Source organism: Afipia sp. MLSD5-FHT05B12 (assembly GCF_058793355.1).
Window position 1 is genome coordinate 12,976 of sequence record NZ_JBXAFS010000002.1, and the last position, 16,568, is coordinate 29,543.

The following is a 16,568-nucleotide window of genomic DNA, read 5'->3' on the forward strand; positions in this document are numbered from 1 at the left end:
AATTAACGCACTGATATGAGCGGCTTGCAGCTATGCGAATGCGCGGACGAGCTATGCGCGGGCATTCACTGCAAATTCGGCAGCGATGTCACGGCCACGCTGATCGAACCTTCGGCTTCGGCGATGATGCGCAGCGTGTTGGAATCGAACGCGATGCTTCCGAGACGCACGCTCGACACCGAGGCTTCGACGCGAATGCCTTCATCGTTCTTGCGGAAGTCCGCGACGATCGCCGAAATTTTCTGCTGCGCGTTGGCCGCGAATGTTTTCAGATCGATGGTGGCGCGCTGCTCGAGCGCACGCTGCAAATATGGGATCGCCGGACGCGCAGCGGCGCCGAGCAAGCCGAATGCGGAATCGGATTCGACCGCGAGTTCGAGATCGGTCAGCCGCAGGATTTGCTGCGCCTGATCCAGCACCGGGCGGCCCCAGATGTGGATCGTCGCTTCCCCGCCGAGTCCGAGGAAGCTCTTTTTCTCTTTGGCGTTGACGAGCAGCGAGATCAACAGCCGCTGACCGGCGGCGGTGACATTTGCGCTTTTTACCGTGACATCGACCGAGCCGCTGCCGTCTTCAGGAAAGGTGCGGCCCTTCAGTTGCACCTCGACGATCTTGTTGACTTCGGTGAAGGGCAGATCGATCGGAACCCCAATGGCAACGCGGCCGCGATCCGGCGGCGGTACGATGTCGAGACTTGCCGGGAAGGGGCAATCCGGTTTGGTCTCGGTCGGGAGAACGCGCGTCTCTGCCTGCAAGCCGAGCATGAAGTTCACCGAGTTGGGATCGATGCGCGGCTGCGCCGCCATAGCACGAACCGGGCGCATCTCCAGCCAGAGTGTCGGCATTCCGGCTGCCGCCGGCGGCAGCGGAATCGAGCGGCAGAGTTTCGTCCATTCGCGCCGGGCGTTCTGTTCGAGCGAGCGGTCGTTACGCAGCCGCGCCTGCAACTGTGCCATCTGTTCGTTGACGGTCTTGTCGATCACCGGCTTGACCTGCGCCGGCACCGCGACTTTCGCGCCGGCGATGGTCAGGCTGCTGTCGCCGATCGAGACCTGAGCGGTCAGTTTCGGATCGATGCGCCACTCCCGCAGAACTTCGGGGCGCGATGTGATGGCGACATTGCCGTGGATGGCAGCGCTGGCGTTGAACTGCTTGATCGACACGCTGCCGAGTTGCTTGACGGCGTTGCTGCCGAGCACGTTCCCCAGGGCATTGCCGAGCGCGGTGCCGCTTGCTGCTGACAGCGAGCCAAGCACCGTCAGCTTGCCGTCGAGCGGTGTCGACAGCGACAGCGCGTTCTGCACGCCGCTTGCGGCAATCGGCCCGCGCGTCACTGTCCAGTTGATGTCGGCGTTCTGAAGAATCTGGCTGACGGGATTGTCCGCCTTGCCGCCGACATTGTGCGGCGCGGCGCGATCGAGCCCGTCGCGGAGCGCGGCGATCGATATGGAAATCGGCGTCAGGATTTCGGAATTGCGCGAGACCGGCGGGAGCGGCGGCAGTTTCGCCAACACCGGTTTCTGAACCTCGGCCGGCCAGAACCTGTTCATCACGTAAAGACTGGCGGCGAACGATGCGACAAGCACCGCCAACCCGAGCAGGATGAATTTCAAGCGCATAACGACTCCGGCAGCATCACAACGGCGATGCTACAGCCCGCGTCCGATGCACGCCACCCCGCGCGGGGCGGCGGTATGGATCAACCTACCGGAGCAACTCTTTCGGCGGCAGCTTGTCCTTCGGCGTTTGCGGTAGCTTTTTCTGCAAGGCAGGGATTGCCGGCTGGCCGGGACGGGGTGCTGCGGAGGGCACCTGCGGGATGCCGAGACGATTCGGCACACCGAGCCGGTTGAGAATTCCCGCCGGGCCTTGCATCGCCGGTGCGCTGGGCACTGTAGATGGCCGCTGGAATCCGCCCGGCACGCCGGGGTGTTGTTGAAGTCCGGGCCGGTTTGCGAGTCCCGGCTGGTTCGGCAGAGGTGGCCTTGAACCCAACTGACCCGGTGCGCCGGGCGTGCGCTGAGGTCCGGGCTGACCGGGAAGATTGCCGGGCTGCCGCTGCAAGCCTGGTTGCAAATTGCCGCGCTGCCCCGGCTGGTTTTGCAGACCCGGCCGTCCCGGCTGGCCTGGTTGGTTCAGGCCCGGACGATTGGGGTGCCCGGGTTGATTGCGCAGGCCAGGATGGTTCGGCTGACCTGGTCTATTGTTCAGGCCCGGTTGGTTTTGATTAAGGCCGCCACGTTGACCCGGTTGATTCAAACCGGGGCGTTGGCCGGGCTGGTTGAGACCGCCGCGCTGTCCGGGTTGGTTAAGTCCGCCGCGTTGATTGAAGCCGGGCCGTCCGAAGGCCGGCGGACGGTTCGGATTCTGCATGCGGAAGTTGCGCTGCTGCAAGACGATGTTGCGCCCGATGCCCTGCATGGTGTGAACGCGCTGCATGAACCCGCGATCGCGCGCGATCATCTGTGCGGACATCACCATCGGCATTGCCGACATGCGCATGCCGAAGCCCGGCACCATCGTGCCACGCACGGTGAATCCGCTCGCGGCCTGTGTCAGCATGCCGAGCGGCGCGCCGTCGCGGCCCCTGACATCGATGCGGCCGACCCTGCCATCGGCATCTGGATAAAGTTTGATCCCGACGTTGTTGGCATTGGCGGTACTGGCCGCAGCGCCTTCCGGCACTTCGACGACACCGGTCGTGCCGCGAATGCCGAGCGTTGCGGTCGGCGTTTCGATTTTCATGTCGCCGGTCTTGGCAACAGCGGCGGCGACGAAAGCCATGGTGCCGCGCGTGACATTGAGAAGCGCGGCGTTGTCCTTCGCCCCTTCCTGGTAGACGAAATTGTCCACGACAACGCGCGAACTCGCGGAGAGGTTGAGCGTTGTGTCGTCAGAGAATGTTACGCCAAGTGTCGAATTCTTTGCGGTCTGAAGAATGTCGCCCTTGAAAATTTCATCTTGCAGTTTCAGCGGACCGGTCATGCCGCCCCGCGTGACCGTCGCGGTGCCTTTCAGGGTGGCGACGTTGCCCGCGGGTTCATCGGCGGCTGATTGAGACGCATCAGCTGCGGGCTGGTCGGCTGGCGCGGGTTGGCTCGTTTGCGGAGGAGTTGCGGACGAATCCGCTGGCGCAGGTGCGGGGCTCGCCGGTTGTGCGGGAGTTGCTTGTGCGAGCCGAATGGTTTGTGCCGCATGAGCGGGCGCGAAGGCGAGGCCGCACAGCATCGATGCAACGAGCAGGGTAGAACGCGTCAAAATATTCACCTGCTCAAGGAGCAATCGGAAGGCCCGCAACGGCTGTTTTTGGCAGCCCTCGCAGGACGATGCAACGCCATGCGATCCGTTGGAGCCGCTTTCCATTGCATTTATGGGGGGATGATGTCGGCGTTTCCCAGTGTGCCTCTTTATGTGTACGCAGGAGCGCGAAAGGTTCAAACCCCGCGCGTCATCGCTCCGGCGCGATCCGGCCACCAGCGATGCGCCAGGCCTCGATGCCGCCCTGGATATGACGGGCAGTGGTGAGCCCGGCTTCCTGCGCGGCCTGCACGGCCATCGCGGAGCGTTCGCCGAACGCGCAATAGAACAGCAACTGATTGCTGGTGGTCGTGCCGAGTTGGTGAAGCACGCCGCCGGGCTTCACGTTGTCTTCCAGAGCAGGGTAGGGCGCATGCAGCGAGCCCGGAATGACGCCGTGTTTTTCGCGCTCGCGCCGTTCGCGCAGATCGATGAGAACCACATCGGGCCGGCCCGCCAAGTCCCTGGCTTGCGATGCCGTCAGCGCCCAGCCGCGCCGCGCGACTTCGTCTTGCGCCAGGCCCATATGCAGGTTGGCCGGCACCGCCACATCCATCATCTTCGGATTCGGCAGGTGCAGGCTGTTCATCAGGTCGACGTATTGATCGATCGACTTGACCTGAAGCCGTGGATTGCAGGCCTTTTCCTCGCCGATGGTCGAGACCGTGTCGCCCTTGTAGTCGTGCGCCGGAAAGATCAGCGTCTGGTCGGGCAGCTTCAGCAGCCGGCCGAAGATCGATTCGTATTGCGCGCGAGGGTCGCCGTTCTGGAAGTCGGTGCGGCCGGTACCGCGAATGAGCAGCGTGTCGCCGGTGAACACCCGGTCGGGCAGGATGAAGCTGTAGGAATCATCAGTGTGGCCCGGCGTATAGAGCACGTCGAGGCTGAGGCCCTCGATATCGATCTTGTCGCCGTCGGAGACGCGCATCGAGACGACATCGACGCCGCTCTGCTCGCCCATCACAGTGATGCAATGGGTCTTGTCGCGCAGCGCACCGAGCCCGGTGATGTGGTCGGCATGGATATGGGTATCGACTGCCTTGATCAGCTTGAGATCAAGGTCATGCAGAAGCTGGATGTAGCGGTCGACCTTTTCCAGCACAGGATCGATGATCAGTGCTTCGCCGCCTCGGCGGCTCGCAAGAAGATAGGTGTAAGTGCTGGAAACGCTGTCAAAGAGCTGTCGGAAAATCATGGAACCATGATTGCAGATTTCCGTGGGCGATCAAGGGTGGACCGCCTCACTCGATCTGATGATCCAATCAGTGGTGGCATTCCCGTCTAGAACATGCCCAGCACGATCGCGCCAACCAGAATAAACGACGCATACGCTGCAACGACGCTCAGAGGTCCGACGATGGTCATGGGGAATCTCCCTTGGCTCAACGCTGGGTCATGTAACGCGGACGCTACCAAGACGTTCCCCGCCCAAAAAAGTCAGACCTGCTGACTGATCGCCGGCCGCGGCGCTTCAACATGGTTAAAAAAGCTTGAATAACAATGCGTTGAAGAGTCCTTAATTATCTTCGGTGAACTTGCGCGGATGACGCGTGGAGTGAGTTGGTTCGTAGTCGGCTCCCTTGTCCTCGTTGCGCTGGCGGGTTGCGGCCGGGGGTTCATGACCGCCGAACGCGAACCCTGGCGGGCTGAGGCGGAGAAGGCGTGTCTGAAGTCCGGCGCGGTCAAGGAGACGGCGGATCTCGTTCGCATCGATCCGATTTCCGGTCCCGGTGCCTGCGGCGCTGAGTTCCCGTTGAAGGTGGCGGCACTGGGCGAGGGAATGAGCAGCCTCGGTTATGCAGACGATCTGCGTCCGCCCGGAAGCATCGGCAACCAGCCGCGCTGGCCGGTCTCGCAACCGCAGTCTCCGGCCTATCAGCCATCTTATTCGTCGTCGCAGCCACCGTCTTATCCGTCGTCATCTTATCCATCGCAGCAGCCGTATCCGGAGGCGCGTTCGTCGTCGTATCCTGCGCAGGCCGGCGCGCCGATGCGGTTGAATGCGCCTGGAACAGAGCCGCCTGACGAAGAAGATCTGGCGGCGGCACCTGACTCCGCGTCGCCGACGATCAGCCGCCCGCAAACCCGCGCGCCCTATGCGGCGCAGCCTTATCCTCCCGCGAGCCAGCCCTACACACCGCCGCGCCTTGGCCCTTCGCAGGGTTCGCCGGTGAACCGGTTTGGCGCTGTCGCGATGAAGCCAACCGCGACGCTGGCATGCCCGATTGTATCCGCGCTCGACCGCTGGCTGGCGGACGCGGTTCAGCCTGCGGCGCAGCGCTGGTTCGGATCGCCGGTCGCGGAGATCAAGCAGATTTCGGCCTACTCATGCCGCGGCATGAACGGAAACTCGCGCGCGCATATTTCCGAACATGCCTTCGGCAATGCGCTCGACATCGCCTCATTCACGCTCGCGGACGGACGGCGTATTTCTGTGAAGGACGGCTGGAAGGGCTTGCCGGAAGAGCAGGGCTTCCTGCGCGACGTGCAGGCCGCTGCTTGTCAGACGTTCAACACCGTGCTGGCGCCGGGATCGAACGTCTATCACTACGATCACATTCACGTCGATCTGATGCGCCGCGCCAGCGGACGCATCATCTGCCAGCCGGCGGCGGTGTCAGGTGAGGAGATTGCCGCGCGCGCCGCACCGCGCGGCTATGCGTTGCGTGATGGCGGCGTCACCGGTTCGATCGGACAGCGCGTGAAGCGGATGTTCGCGCGCGGCCCGCTGTCGAAGGAAGACCGGGACTCGATCGAAGATGAATCCCGGATCAAGGATCGCTGACCCCGGTTCCTAGCGGGCGCGATAGGCGGCGAGGAAAACCCGCGCCGCGCTGTCGACCACCGTTGCGATCTGTTCTTTCGTGGGTGCAGGCTTGGCCTGAAAGACGTAAGGCTCGAACAACGTCGCCTGGCACATTCTCATATACTGCGCGGCAGCAAGTTCGCAGTTGTCGATCGCGAGTTCTTTGACCCTGACCCGTGCCTCAAGGTAGTTCGCAAGGAGGCGCATCGTATGGGCGATGACGCGGTCATAAAACCGGCGGCCGACGTCGGGCATCCGTTCGGCGATGGCCATCACGGTTCTGACCGCCGAGCCGCCATCCGGCCGGCAGACGATTTCAATATAAGCGCGGCCAAAAGCGCGCAGGCTCGTTTCAGCGTCCTGCGTCGGGTCGAAATTGAACGCCTTCTTGCCGTGTTCAAGGCTTTCCCGCTCGACGATGGCTTCGAACAGCCGGTTCTTGTCGGTGAAGTAGACGTAGAGCGTGCCCTTGGAGACACCCGCGGCGCGGGCGATCTCGTTCATGCTGGCGCCGTCGAAACCCAGATCCATGAACACTCGCCGCGCGCCATCCATGATCTGGTGACGCTTGGCGCTGTCCTCGTCGCCGGAAGCGACCGAAAGGTGGGTCTGTGCAACCATTTGTTTAGTCTGTTCGTTCGTTTCGCTGTGGATCGCGCCGCTGGAAACAGTGCGGGAACCCAGGCTGCGGTATCCAAGTATCATTCAAATTTACATTTGACCGAACCGTTCGGTCAATGATAATTTTGTCGCAGACCGAGCGCTGCCTTCGGGCGCTGGGCACCTGCCGCTTGTGTTTGAGTTTTAAAAATTATGGAGGCCGTTATGGCCGTGCCTGCCCGAGATCAGGTTGCAAGGGTTGTCCACCCCGAGCCTGACGCATCCGACACCGATGCATCGCGCGCCGTTCCGGTGGCGCAGATCGAGCAGCGTTCGCGCCCTGCGGAAGAACCGGCCACCGTATCGCCTGAAGCGCCGCCTTCCGCCGATATGGAAGGTGCGTCCGCGAAACCGAAATCCGCGGCGCGCAGGCGCGTTCTGGTCGGCGTCGGCGCGGTTGCTGCGCTCGCCGGCATCTACTTCGGTTACCACTACGTGGTCGTTGGCCGTTACATGGTCACCACCGACGACGCCTATGTCCGCGCCAATAACTCTACCATGGGCGCGAAGATTGCCGGGCACATTGCAAAGGTGATGGTGGGCGACAACGCGCGCGTCGGCGCCGGTAACGTCGTGTTCCAGATCGACGACGGCGATTATCAGCTCGCGGTCGAGAGCGCGCGGGCCAAGGTTACGACCCAGGAAGCGACCATTGCGCGCATCGGACGTCAGGCCAAGGCACAGGAAAGCGCGGCCGAGCAGGCACAGGCGCAACTGGTTTCGGCAGAGGCTGCCATCAAGCGTGCGGAGGCGGACTTCGCGCGTCAGGAAAGCCTGAGCACAAAGGGCTTCGCTTCGAAGGCGACCTTCGACGTCTCGCAAGCCGGTCGCGATCAGGCGCTGGCTGCGGTGCAAGGTGCAAAGGCTGCGCTGGACGCGGCGCAGACCCAGATCGATGTCATCAAGGCGCAGAAGGCGGAAGCCGAAGGCCAGTTGCAGGAACTGCGCGCGGCGCTCGCCAAGGCCGTGCGCGATCTCTCATTTACGGTGGTGCGTGCGCCGGTCGACGGCATCTTTTCCAACCGCATCGTCAATGTCGGCGACTATGTGCAGCCGGGCCAGCGGCTCGCCAATGTCGTTCCGATCGACGACGTCTATATCGACGCCAACTACAAGGAAACGCAGCTTGGCCGTCTGAAGGCGGGGCAGCCGGTTTCGATCACGGTCGATGCGGTGTCCGGGCGCACCATCAAGGGCATCGTCGACAGTCTCGCACCGGCGTCGGGTTCGGTGTTCACGCTGCTGCCTCCGGACAATGCGACCGGTAACTTCACCAAGGTGGTTCAGCGCGTGCCGGTTCGCATCCGCGTGCCGTTCTCCGTGGCGCGTGAAAACCTGCTGCGGCCCGGCATGTCGGTGATCACCACGGTCAACACCAAGCCGAATCCGGACGGCGTCGATCCGATCGCCGCGCGATAACCGCGTGCGCGGTCTGGCATCGCGGACCCCAGGGACAGTGTGATGGCGTCGAACACCGCATCGCCGGCCATGGATGGCGCCCCGGCCGCACCGGCTCCGGCGGAAACGATCAGCACACGCCGGCTGATCGCGTTTCTCATCATGGTGTTCGGGATGTTCATGTCGATCCTGGACATCCAGATCGTCTCGGCATCGCTGTCCGAAATCCAGGCCGGCCTGTCGGCCAGCACCAGCGAAGTCGCATGGGTGCAGACCTCGTACCTGATCGCAGAAGTGATCGCGATCCCGCTCTCGGGATTCCTGTCGCGTGCGTTCGGCACGCGGCTGCTGTTCGCGATTTCCGCCGCGGGTTTTACTTTCGCGAGCTTCATGTGCGGTCTGACCTCGACCATCGAGCAGATGATCCTGTGGCGCGCGATCCAGGGATTCGTTGGCGCCGGCATGATCCCGACCGTATTCGCGTCGGCCTACACGGTTTTCCCGCGCAACAAGTTTCACATTGTCGGCCCAATCATCGGTCTTGTCGCCACGCTGGCGCCGACCATCGGCCCGACGGTCGGCGGTTACATCACCGACCTGATGTCGTGGCACTGGCTGTTCTTCATCAACATCGTTCCCGGCATCGGCATCACCATCGGTGTGCTGGCGCTGGTGGATTTCGACAAGCCGCACTTCGAACTGCTCGAGCATTTCGACTGGTGGGGGCTGGCCTCGATGGCCGGGTTCCTCGGCTCGCTCGAATATGTGCTGGAAGAGGGGCCGCGTAACGACTGGCTTCAGGACGAGTCGATCTTTTTCTTCGCGATCGTCTGCGTGATCTCTGCCATGATTTTCTTCTATCGTGCGCTGACGCAGAAGGAGCCGATTGTCGATATCCGGGCCTTCACCGACCGCAACTTCGCGCTTGGCTGCATGTTCTCGTTCTGCGTCGGCATCGGGCTATACGGTCTGACCTACATTTATCCGCGCTATCTCGCCGAAGTGCGCGGCTACAGTGCCCTGATGATTGGTGAGACAGTGTTTGTGTCCGGTGCGGCGATGTTTGTTAGTGCGCCGATTATCGGGCGATTGATGACGAAGGCCGATCTGCGGGTGATGATTGCCGCGGGACTGGTCATCTTCGCGGTCAGTTCCTGGATGATGACCGGAATCACGCGTGACTATGACTTCTATGAGCTGCTGGTGCCGCAGATTTTGCGCGGCGTCGGCATCATGATGGCGATGGTGCCGGTCAACAACATCGCGCTCGGCACGCTGGCGCCCTCGCGGCTGAAAAACGCATCGGGTCTGTTCAATCTGACGCGAAATCTCGGCGGCGCGGTCGGTCTCGCCGTCATCAACACCGTGCTCGACAGCCGCACCGACCTGCATATCTCGCGGCTTCATGATCGGGTGACATGGGGCAACCCTGTCGCGGTCGAGACGCTCAACATGCTGACCCAGAAATTCCAGGGGGCGGGCAACGCCTCGCTGATGGCGCTGAAGCAACTGTCGATGATCGTGCATCGGCAGGCTGTGGTTATGAGCTTTGGCGACGCCTTCTTCATCCTGACATGCTTCTATCTGGGGCTCAGCGCGCTGGTGTTCTTTGTTAAGAAGCCCAACATGATGGGCCCTCCGCCTGACGCACATTGAAGATCATCGGCAGCCGTGGCAAACCACGGCACGGTATCTCAATGACACGAGTGGCGAATGAGCTTCATCAGCGGCGTCGGATTGACCACATTCGGAAAGCATGAAGGCCGCTCGACGCTTGATCTGATGACCGAGGCGGCCGAAGGCGCGCTATCGGATGCAGGCCTCAGGCGCGGGGATATCGACGGCCTCCTGACCGGCTATTCCACCACCATGCCCCATTTGATGCTGGCCACTGTATTCGCCGAGCATTTCGGCGTGCAGCCATCCTACGCACATGCCATTCAGGTCGGCGGCGCGACCGGACTTGCGATGGCAATGCTGGCGCATGAACTGGTCGAGGCGGGAGTCGCGAAAACAATTCTGGTCGTCGCGGGTGAAAACCGTCTCACCGGACAGGCGCGCGATTCGGCGATGAGCACGCTGGCGCAGGTCGGCCATCCTGACTACGAAGTGCCGCTCGGCCCGACCATCCCCGCCTATTACGGCCTGCTCGCCTCGCGCTATATGCACGACTACGGCTTGAGGCAGGAGGACATGGCGGAATTCGCGGTGCTGATGCGTCGGCATGCGATGCTGCATCCTGGCGCACAGTTTCACGATCCGATCACGGTCGCCGAGGTGATGGCGTCGCGCGAGATTTCCTCGCCGCTGAAGCTGCTGGATTGCTGTCCGGTGTCGGACGGTGGCGCGGCCTTCATTGTCAGCCGCGAACCGACCGGCGACCGTCATGTGCGCATCATGGGTTGCGGGCAGGCGCACCTGCACCAGCATGTGACGGCGGCGAAGTCGCTTTCGGATGTCGGCGCGGCGGTTGCGATGAGCCGGGCGGGGGAGAAGGCGGGCGTCGATCCGCGCAGTATCAAATACGCCGGCATCTACGACAGCTTCACCATCACGCTCGCGATCCTGATCGAGGAGCTTGGTCTCGCGAAGCGCGGTGAGGCTGCGGCGCGCGCACGCTCCGGCGATTTTGGTATCGGAGGCGCGCTGCCGCTGAACACGCACGGCGGGCTTTTAAGTTACGGCCACTGCGGTTGCGGCGGCGCGATGGCGCATCTGGTCGAAACGCAATTGCAGATGACGGGCCGGGCAGGGCCGCGGCAGGTGCGCGACGCATCGCTGGCGTTGCTCCATGGCGATGGCGGCGTGATGTCCTCTCATGTCAGCATGTTTCTGGAGCGGATGCGATGAGCGAAGCGGCTGACATGAAGGGCTGGACCGGCGGCGCCGACGCGATTCTCTATCAGTCGTGCGATGCTTGCCGCCATCTCTGGTATTTCCGCCGCGCGTTTTGTCCCGCATGTGGCAACGGTTCGCCGCAAACTTACAAGGCAAGCGGCAAGGGCGTGGTCTATGCCGCGACAATCGTTCGGCGCGCCGCGACGCCGGAAGCAAAGGCGCACGTGCCGTATGCGATCCTGCTGATCGATATGGCGGAAGGTTTTCGCATGATGGCGCACGGCGACAACGATTTGCGCATCGGAGATCATGTCGTCGCAGAATTCAGGCCGTTCACCGGCCTGCGCACGCCGTATTTCGTCAAGGTATAAGCATGTGTGGCGTGTCGCCGCGCTGACATTGCCGGATTTTAAACGGCCGGTACAAAATTTGCCGCAATTATTGCCCAATACATCATCAGCGGCTTGCGCAATGTAAGTCTGCGTTTGCTCGAACGCGGGAGGATCGCATGGATTTGAAGTTTGCGTTTATCGCGACCCCGCGAGTCATGCGCATTCGCGCCTCGGCATCCGGATACCCCATCGGTTAACCCCGCGGTCCTCCGCGCAAGGTTACCGGCTGCCATCGGTTCTCCGATGGTCTGTCCGAGGCGCCTATGCGAGGCCGGGCGCCAGCATGGCCGACATCGAGGAAGCGGCGCGGCTTGCCAACGCCCATGACTTCATCATGCGGCTGCCGAAGCGTTACGAGACGCTGGTGGGTGAGCGCGGCGTGAAGTTGTCGGGCGGCGAACGTCAGCGTGTGGCGCTGGCGCGCGCCTTCCTCGCGGACGCGCCGATCCTGATCCTTGATGAGGCCACCTCGAGCCTCGACTCGGAATCGGAGGCTTTGATTCAGGAGGCAATGGACCGCCTGATTCAGGGCCGCACCGCGATCGTGATCGCGCACCGTCTTTCGACCGTGCGCAGCCTCGACCGCATCCTGGTGTTCGACCGGGGCCGGATCGCCGAGGAGGGGACGCACGCGTCGCTCGCCAGGCGTCCCGGCGGCATCTACCGCACGCTGTTCGAGCGGCAGGTGCTCGAACTCGACCGCATATCGGCGGCCGAGTAAGGCCTCGCCCCACAAGAATGCGAGGCCGGAATCGAAAGGTTCCGGCTTCGTCACCCTGCGGCGCAGCCGTCTAACACGTAACGCTTTTCGACGCTGGTGATGTGGTTGGCGACTGCGCGCGCGGAGTCCTCAGCGTGAGTCAGGATCATGAAATGCGATGCGCCCTCGTCCGCCTTCACGGCGCCGGGCTAGCAGGAGCCAAATGGCGAGGGGTCCGGCGTATTCCGCCGAACCCCTCATTCTTGCGCATGATCTTATCGGAAAACCGGTTTCCACTTTTCCGGATCATGCGATCAATATCAGCCGGCCTGTAAGCCGGGTTCTGTAGGGCCTGAATGGTTCGCACCACGCAGACGTGACGGCCATTCCTCTGGGACGCAAGTTACCATGCGCCTCAAGCAACCTACCCGGACAGCGGGCCTGACATCGCCCCGCGGAGTTATCGCACCAGGGTATTAGCCTGGAGCGAACTTTCCACTGTGCCGTCCCTATTCGGTTTTGCTCCCGGTGGGGTTTGCCATGCCATCTCCGTTGCCGGAGATGCGGTGCGCTCTTACCGCACCTTTTCACCCTTACCTTCACCGGAGTGAAGGCGGTTCGTTCTCTGTGGCACTTTCCCTGGGGTCGCCCCCGCCGGGTGTTATCCGGCACCGTATGTCGATGGAGCCCGGACTTTCCTCCCCGGCGACCTTTCGATCCTTGCCGGGGCGGCCGTCCAGCCGACTGACGCCAGAGGACATGAGCGTTATCTGCCGCGCGGTCAAGCCAAATGCGGCTCCATCGACGGCCGGTTCTGTCCGTTAAGTGTTGAGCGGTTAATCCGCCGCCTGAACGAGCGTTTGCAGCATGGTGCGGGCCGGAGCAAAAAACGTCGTGCCGGTATGCGGCGTCGAGAAATCGAGCAGGCGATCATAGGCTCCCGGCGGATCGCCCACATACATCCGCTGGAGCATCTTCTCGGTCACCCAAAGGTATCGGGAGTAACCGATAAAGTAGGTCCCGAATTCCTGCCGTCCCGGCCGGCCGAAAGGCATGTTGTCACGCAGGATGTCGTGTTCGTTTCCGTCGGCGTCCACGATGGTGGCCAGCGACTTGTGCGATTTGCGCGGAGCGTCGTCATCGTCGATTTCGATATTGTCGATCTTCGTCCGGCCGATGATTTCTTCCTGGAGGTGCGTGGGAGTTTGTTTCCAGGCGCTGAGATCGTGCAGATACTTCTGGACGACGACATAGCTGCCGCCGGCGAAGGCGGCATCCTCGTCACCGACGAGCGCCGAGGCCGGCAGATCGAGACCGGTGGGGTTGGCCGTCCCATCGACGAATCCAAGAAGGTCGCGCGCATCGAAATATCGAAAGCCCGAAACTTCATCGACGACGGTCACTGCCGTACCGAGACTGTCGAGCAGGATGCGTTCAAACTCGAAGCACATATCGGGGCGTTCGGACCGGATATGAAAGAGAAGGTCGCCCGTGGTCGATGGTGCGTTATGAACCGCTCCCTTGATCGCCGCAAACGGCTTCAGTTCTTTCGGCCGGGCATCCGGGCTGAGACGATTCCAGAGGTCGTGGCCGATTCCTGCAATGCATGACAGGTGGCCGGACAGATCCCGAAATCCGACAGTCTTGACGAGGTCGTCAAGTTCGCCGAACACTGAACAAACCTTCGCAAGGGCGGTCTGTTCGCTTGAGACGGTGACCACGAGAAAGATCGCCGCCAGCGACAGCGGAGCGTCGATGCTTTGTGCATCGATCGGCACTCTGTCCCAGTTTTTTTCCGACATGCCGCATCCCCGCCTTTGGCGTCAAATGACTGACCGGACACCATCAGGATACGGTCAAGGCACGTTATCGCGATGACAAGCGGACGCGCAACAGCGCCGCCGGGTTTAGGCGCGTTGCGGCGATGTGCCTGCGCACGACGACAGGGGATAGCCTGATGAGACAGGCGTAAGTTGCTTTTGAGAAGTGCCTAGCTGACCAATGCTTCTTTCGGCATCAGCGCGAGCAGATCGTTCAACGTGGTCAACGTCGAGGTGTCCGCGATGCCGTCGATTCGCTCCGGACGGAAGTGCCGCTGGAAGGCTGCGACCACGTCCATGGTGGCGGCGTCATAGAGTCCGTTCAGCGGAACGCCGTACCCGAAGCTCGCCAGCAGTTTTTGCAAGGCGAGAACATCGTCGCCGGACTGCCCCAGCATGGTCTGCACGCCGCGCACGATCGGGGCCGGCTCGACCCAGAGACCGACGCCGGAATCCGCCAGCAGCCGCCACGGGAATTTCTCGCCGGGATCTTTCTTGCGGCCCGGTGCGACATCCGAATGTCCGAGAATGCGATGCTTCGGAATGTCGCGGCGGATCATGATGCCCTTGCACAGCGCGATCACCGCCGCGGTCTGGCGCAACGGAAAATCGGTGTAGCCGAGGTCGTGGCCGCGATTGACGATCTCGACGCCGATCGAAAGGGAGTTGATATCGGTCTCATTGCCCCACGACGATGCGCCCGCATGCCATGCGCGATCGGATTCGCGCACGCACTGAACGATGTTGCCGTCTTCGAGCACGACATAATGCGCGGAGACTTCGGTGCCTGTCGTGCAGAGCCGCACGATTGCGCTCGCTGCGTCCGCCATGCCGGTGTAGTGCAGCACGATCATGTTCGGCGACAGCACGCCCTTGCGGTCGCCGTAGTTCGGCGACGGCGTCACATTGGAAACGACGGACGAGTCCGGCACGAAGTTCAGCATCTCAGCAGATTCCCCCAGGTGAACAATCGGGACGCTGACGCTTCGAACCATATCCAGCAGACTCAAACGATCCTCGCGGCATAGAGGTACTCAAAACGGGGCAAGAGAAGGGCGGTAGCGGGCTGGTGGTCCGATTCTAACATTCGCCCCCCATTTCAGCGGGCATCATGCGAATGCTGGAATCGACGGACCACCAGCAATTATAAGTTTCCAGTGGAGTTTTGGATTTGACATTCGCCTCGCGGAATCGCCGCTTGTTGGCGTAGCGAATGTCAAATCCACTCCGCTAGTGATACGGCAATGCCTATCCGGTGCAATCCGCGCGGGTTCCATGGCTGGTTCTTGCCCCCAGAACATTGCGCATGGCCGGGTTGCTCACCGGCGCCGCGGAAGACACCTTCTTCAAAGGCAATCCTCTGCGTCAACCATTCCTTAACGATAACTGCCGCTACTGAAGGGTGGAGAGTCGCGCCGGAAAGGGTCCGGCTGTGGTCCTTAAATGCGCAAAAAGCCCCGCGAAAAGCTCGATGGCTGGCCAGAAAATCCCATGCGGAACCTCGAATTTAAGGCGGGTCATCGCCAGCGCTTCCGCGTTCAGGTCGATTTGGGTGCCGGAAAGGGCCAATCTGGGGCTGTTCGGCCGCGATCTCGCGGATCGGCCCGGATATTCCGGCCGGCATGCGGCCGTCTTTCACCGGCAGGCGTTTGAAATGTCGCCCGACGATGCACCTGTACGTCACGTCCCGGTTCTCGGCCGCGAAGCGGTTGAGGCGCTCGCGCCGCGCGACGGCGGCGTTTACGTGGACGCGACGTTCGGAGCCGGCGGTTACAGCCGCGCAATCCTGAAAGTTCCCGGAACCCGCGTGATCGGCATCGACCGCGATCGCACCGCAATCGCCGGTGGCTTTGATCTTGTGGATTCCTCGGGTGGACGGCTGACCCTGGTCCAGGATCGCTTTTCCAATCTGGCTGATGTTTGCGCGGCACAGGGTGTTACTGCCGTCGATGGCGTCGTCATGGATGTCGGCGTCTCGTCGATGCAACTCGATCAGTCCGAGCGAGGTTTCTCCTTCCGCCTTAACGGCCCGCTCGACATGCGGATGGGCCAGGACGGGCCGACCGCGGCCGATGTCGTGGCGAAGGCGTCCGAAACCGATCTGGCCAATATCATCTATATCTTCGGCGAGGAGCGGCATTCCCGCGCCGTCGCCCGCGCCATCGTTGCGGCGCGTAAAGAAGCGCCGATCACGACGACGCGCGCACTGGCCGACATCGTCTCGCGCGTGGTGCGCTCCAAGCCGAACGAGATTCATCCCGCCACGCGGACGTTCCAGGCGCTGCGCATCTTCGTCAACGAGGAACTGGACGAACTGCATGCGGCGCTGGTCGCCGCGGAGCAGATGCTGAAGCCCGGCGGCAGGCTGGCGGTGGTGTCGTTCCATTCGCTCGAAGACCGCATCGTCAAGAATTTCCTCAACGAGCGCGGCAAGCGCGGCGGCGGTTCGCGGCATCTGCCCGAAGTGGATCAGGCGTCGCCGAGCTTTGAAATCCTCACCAGGCGTCCGGTCGTGGCGGACGATCAGGAGGTCGCCGCCAATCCGCGCGCGCGTTCCGCGAAGCTGCGCGCTGCTGCACGTACCGAGGCGCCCGCGCAATCGGAGACCGCGTCATTCGACTGGCCGCAACTCGCCGACGTGATGAGGGGAGGCTGAC

Annotated in this window: 12 protein-coding genes, 1 other RNA gene and 1 pseudogene; 7 read left to right on the forward strand and 7 right to left on the reverse strand. The window is 62.4% G+C overall.

What is annotated here, in order from left to right:
• Nucleotides 1-65: 65 nt before the first annotated feature.
• From AC1Q6J_RS02415 to AC1Q6J_RS02425, 3 genes are all read right to left on the reverse strand, one after another.
• Nucleotides 66-1,619: a DUF4403 family protein gene (locus tag AC1Q6J_RS02415; protein WP_492277745.1), complete on the reverse strand. Its 1,554-nt coding sequence runs from the start codon at nucleotides 1,617-1,619 to the stop codon at nucleotides 66-68.
• 85 nt (nucleotides 1,620-1,704) lie between these two features.
• Nucleotides 1,705-3,267, reverse strand: a complete 1,563-nt coding sequence (locus AC1Q6J_RS02420) for a FecR family protein (protein ID WP_492277746.1) — start codon at nucleotides 3,265-3,267, stop codon at nucleotides 1,705-1,707.
• Between the two features lie 181 nt (nucleotides 3,268-3,448).
• Nucleotides 3,449-4,492 carry an MBL fold metallo-hydrolase gene (locus tag AC1Q6J_RS02425; RefSeq protein WP_492277747.1) on the reverse strand — a complete coding sequence of 348 codons (1,044 nt, stop codon included), beginning with the start codon at nucleotides 4,490-4,492 and terminating at the stop codon, nucleotides 3,449-3,451.
• A 348-nt stretch (nucleotides 4,493-4,840) separates the two neighbouring features.
• Here AC1Q6J_RS02425 and AC1Q6J_RS02430 point away from each other — a divergent pair, with 348 nt between their 5' ends.
• Nucleotides 4,841-6,082 (forward strand): extensin-like domain-containing protein, encoded by a 1,242-nt coding sequence (locus tag AC1Q6J_RS02430; RefSeq protein WP_492277748.1) that lies wholly within the window; start codon nucleotides 4,841-4,843, stop codon nucleotides 6,080-6,082.
• A gap of 9 nt (nucleotides 6,083-6,091) precedes the next feature.
• Here the strand turns inward: AC1Q6J_RS02430 and AC1Q6J_RS02435 are convergent, their stop codons facing one another.
• Complete coding sequence (locus AC1Q6J_RS02435) at nucleotides 6,092-6,724, reverse strand: TetR/AcrR family transcriptional regulator (RefSeq protein WP_492277749.1); 633 nt, start codon at nucleotides 6,722-6,724, stop codon at nucleotides 6,092-6,094.
• 204 nt (nucleotides 6,725-6,928) lie between these two features.
• Here AC1Q6J_RS02435 and AC1Q6J_RS02440 point away from each other — a divergent pair, with 204 nt between their 5' ends.
• The 5 genes and pseudogenes from AC1Q6J_RS02440 to AC1Q6J_RS02460 form a co-directional block, all read left to right on the forward strand.
• Nucleotides 6,929-8,182: an HlyD family secretion protein gene (locus AC1Q6J_RS02440; protein WP_492277750.1), complete on the forward strand. Its 1,254-nt coding sequence runs from the start codon at nucleotides 6,929-6,931 to the stop codon at nucleotides 8,180-8,182.
• A gap of 42 nt (nucleotides 8,183-8,224) precedes the next feature.
• Nucleotides 8,225-9,817: a DHA2 family efflux MFS transporter permease subunit gene (locus AC1Q6J_RS02445; protein WP_492277751.1), complete on the forward strand. Its 1,593-nt coding sequence runs from the start codon at nucleotides 8,225-8,227 to the stop codon at nucleotides 9,815-9,817.
• A 57-nt stretch (nucleotides 9,818-9,874) separates the two neighbouring features.
• A complete protein-coding gene (locus AC1Q6J_RS02450; RefSeq protein WP_492277752.1) occupies nucleotides 9,875-11,011 on the forward strand; it encodes a thiolase family protein in 1,137 nt (378 codons plus the stop codon).
• Complete coding sequence (locus AC1Q6J_RS02455; protein WP_492277753.1) at nucleotides 11,008-11,370, forward strand: Zn-ribbon domain-containing OB-fold protein; 363 nt, start codon at nucleotides 11,008-11,010, stop codon at nucleotides 11,368-11,370. The genes AC1Q6J_RS02450 and AC1Q6J_RS02455 overlap by 4 nt, the downstream gene beginning before the upstream one ends.
• A gap of 280 nt (nucleotides 11,371-11,650) precedes the next feature.
• Nucleotides 11,651-12,112: pseudogene (locus AC1Q6J_RS02460) on the forward strand (ATP-binding cassette domain-containing protein); the annotation flags it as partial.
• A 295-nt stretch (nucleotides 12,113-12,407) separates the two neighbouring features.
• On the opposite strand, the gene rnpB reads toward AC1Q6J_RS02460, so the two are convergent.
• The 3 genes from rnpB to AC1Q6J_RS02475 all read right to left on the reverse strand — a co-directional run bounded on the left by rnpB (nucleotide 12,408) and on the right by AC1Q6J_RS02475 (nucleotide 14,855).
• An RNA gene (gene rnpB, locus AC1Q6J_RS02465) (RNase P RNA component class A) lies at nucleotides 12,408-12,839 on the reverse strand.
• 88 nt (nucleotides 12,840-12,927) lie between these two features.
• On the reverse strand, nucleotides 12,928-13,893 hold the full coding sequence (locus tag AC1Q6J_RS02470) for a Dyp-type peroxidase (protein ID WP_492277754.1): 966 nt from the start codon (nucleotides 13,891-13,893) through the stop codon (nucleotides 12,928-12,930).
• 188 nt (nucleotides 13,894-14,081) lie between these two features.
• Nucleotides 14,082-14,855 carry an N-acetylmuramoyl-L-alanine amidase gene (locus tag AC1Q6J_RS02475; protein WP_492277755.1) on the reverse strand — a complete coding sequence of 258 codons (774 nt, stop codon included), beginning with the start codon at nucleotides 14,853-14,855 and terminating at the stop codon, nucleotides 14,082-14,084.
• A gap of 527 nt (nucleotides 14,856-15,382) precedes the next feature.
• Between AC1Q6J_RS02475 and rsmH the strand changes: the two genes are divergently transcribed.
• Nucleotides 15,383-16,567, forward strand: coding sequence for a 16S rRNA (cytosine(1402)-N(4))-methyltransferase RsmH (gene rsmH / locus AC1Q6J_RS02480; RefSeq protein WP_492277756.1), 1,185 nt, complete (start codon nucleotides 15,383-15,385; stop codon nucleotides 16,565-16,567).
• The last annotated feature ends 1 nt before the right edge of the window (nucleotide 16,568 follow it).